This window comes from Streptomyces sp. UH6 (assembly GCF_013421635.1).
Classification (GTDB): Bacteria; Actinomycetota; Actinomycetes; order Streptomycetales; family Streptomycetaceae; genus Streptomyces; species Streptomyces abyssomicinicus.
Map to the genome: position 1 here is coordinate 1 of NZ_JACADT010000846.1, position 2,503 is coordinate 2,503.

At 72.1% G+C, this 2,503-nt stretch carries 3 protein-coding genes; 2 read left to right on the forward strand and 1 reads right to left on the reverse strand.

From position 1 onward, the window contains the following. Nucleotides 1-547 (reverse strand): TetR/AcrR family transcriptional regulator (locus HW445_RS26600; RefSeq protein WP_180223425.1); only part of this gene is annotated, 547 nt, incomplete at its 3' end. 82 nt (nucleotides 548-629) lie between these two features. Between HW445_RS26600 and HW445_RS26605 the strand changes: the two genes are divergently transcribed. After that, on the forward strand, nucleotides 630-2,246 hold the full coding sequence (locus tag HW445_RS26605) for a carboxyl transferase domain-containing protein (RefSeq protein ID WP_180223426.1): 1,617 nt from the start codon (nucleotides 630-632) through the stop codon (nucleotides 2,244-2,246). Nucleotides 2,247-2,300: 54 nt separating this feature from the next. Then, the coding region (locus tag HW445_RS26610) for a biotin carboxylase N-terminal domain-containing protein (protein ID WP_257231305.1) at nucleotides 2,301-2,503 on the forward strand (203 nt) is incomplete at its 3' end.

A 2,503-nucleotide genomic window follows, 5' to 3' on the forward strand; every position in this document is an offset into this window, starting at 1 on the left:
CCGTGGCCGCCCGCCCCGGCAGCTTGGGCCGGCTGAGGTGCGGCGTCGAGTTCAGCAGTCCGAAGACGGCGTGCACCGCCGCCCGCGCCGGCGGCTCGGCCAGCTCCGGGTGGACGTCACGGACGACCTCCACCCACAGCTCGACGTACTGCCGCTGGAGCTGCCGCACCAGCTTGCGGTCGCTGTCCCGCAGGCGGTCCAGCTCGCGGTCGTGCAGGGTGATCAGCGGGCGGTCGTCGAGCGCGAAGTCGATGTGCCCCTCGATCAGCGAGTCGAGGACCGCCCCGGGGCCGCCCTCGGCCACGGCCCCGGCCTCCGCCACCCGCCGCCTGCCGCCCGTGAGGAGCTGACCGCTGATGCCCACCAGCAGCTCCGCGAGCATCGCGTCCTTGCCGGGGAAGTGCCGGTACAGGCCGGGACCGCTGATGCCCACGGCAGCGCCTATCTCGTCGACGCCGACGCCGTGGAAGCCGCGTTCGGCGAAGAGCCGCGCGGCCTCCTTGAGGATCTGCTCACGGCGGGTCGAGGCGTCCGTCCTGGTGGCCATGCCATCAATTGTAGACAGAGCGGTTAGCGCTCGTTAACCTGAGGGAAATGGGTTAACGAGCGCTAACCTGAGGGAGCGCCTGATGGACGACGCACCGGAGCTGAAGAGCGCGGCGGATCCCGCCTCGGACGCCTGGAGGGCCAACGAAGCGGCCCACCGCGCCCTGGTGGAGGAGCTGCGGGCCAAGCTGGCCGCGGCCCGCCTGGGCGGGGGCGAGAAGGCCCGCGCGCGGCACACCGCGCGCGGCAAGCTGCTTCCCCGCGACCGGGTCGACACACTCCTCGACCCGGGTTCACCCTTCCTGGAGCTGGCGCCGCTCGCGGCGGACGGGATGTACGGCGGCCAGGCGCCCGCCGCGGGCGTGATCGCCGGCATCGGCCGGGTGAGCGGCCGCGAGTGCGTGGTCGTGGCCAACGACGCCACGGTCAAGGGCGGCACCTACTACCCGATGACGGTGAAGAAGCACCTGCGCGCCCAGGAGGTCGCGCTGGAGAACCGCCTGCCGTGCGTCTACCTGGTCGACTCCGGCGGCGCCTTCCTGCCGATGCAGGACGAGGTCTTCCCCGACCGGGAGCACTTCGGGCGCATCTTCTACAACCAGGCCCGGATGTCCGCGGCCGGCATTCCCCAGATCGCCTCGGTGATGGGCTCCTGCACGGCCGGCGGCGCCTACGTCCCGGCGATGAGCGACGAGGCGGTCATCGTCCGGAACCAGGGCACGATCTTCCTGGGCGGCCCGCCGCTGGTGAAGGCCGCCACCGGCGAGGTCGTGACGGCCGAGGAACTGGGCGGCGGCGAGGTGCACTCCCGGGTCTCCGGTGTCACCGACCACCTGGCCGAGGACGACCCGCACGCCCTGCGCATCGTGCGCACCATCGTCTCCACCCTGCCCGCCCGCCGCGAGATGCCCTGGCGGACGGTCCCGTCCGTCGAGCCGAAGGTCGACCCGTACGGTCTCTACGGCGCCGTGCCGGTCGACTCGCGCACGCCCTACGACGCGCGCGAGATCATCGCCCGGGTCGTCGACGGCTCCCGGTTCGCCGAGTTCAAGTCGGAGTTCGGGCAGACCCTGGTCACCGGCTTCGCCCGGATCCACGGTCACCCGGTCGGCATCGTCGCCAACAACGGCATCCTCTTCGCCGAGTCCGCCCAGAAGGGCGCCCACTTCATCGAGCTGTGCGACCAGCGCGGCATCCCGCTGGTGTTCCTGCAGAACATCTCGGGCTTCATGGTCGGCCGGGACTACGAGGCCGGGGGCATCGCCAAGCACGGCGCGAAGATGGTCACGGCGGTGGCCTGCACCCGGGTGCCCAAGCTGACCGTGGTGGTCGGCGGGTCCTACGGCGCGGGCAACTACTCCATGTGCGGGCGCGCCTATTCGCCGCGGTTCATGTGGATGTGGCCCAACGCCAAGATCTCCGTGATGGGCGGCGAGCAGGCCGCCTCGGTGCTGGCCACGGTCAAGCGGGACCAGCTGGAGGCGCGCGGCGAGGAGTGGCCGGCCGAGGAGGAGCAGTCCTTCAAGGACCCCATCCGCGCCCAGTACGAGGAGCAGGGGAACGCCTACTACGCGACGGCCCGCCTGTGGGACGACGGCGTGATCGACCCGCTGGACACCCGGCAGGTCCTGGGCCTGGCCCTGACCGCCTGCGGCAACGCCCCCTTGGGCGAGCCGAAGTTCGGCGTCTTCCGGATGTAAGGGGTGGGACACGTGACGCAGACGATGACAACGCACGCCAGGACGCCGCACGCCATGAAGGCGCGCGCCACGACGACGCAGCCGGGGGCGCCCGCCATGTTCGACACGGTGCTGGTCGCCAACCGCGGCGAGATCGCCGTCCGGGTGATCCGTACGCTGCGCGAGCTGGGCATCCGCTCGGTCGCCGTCTTCTCCGACGCCGACGCCGAGGCGCCGCACGTCCGGGCGGCCGACACCGCGGTGCGGATCGGCCCGGC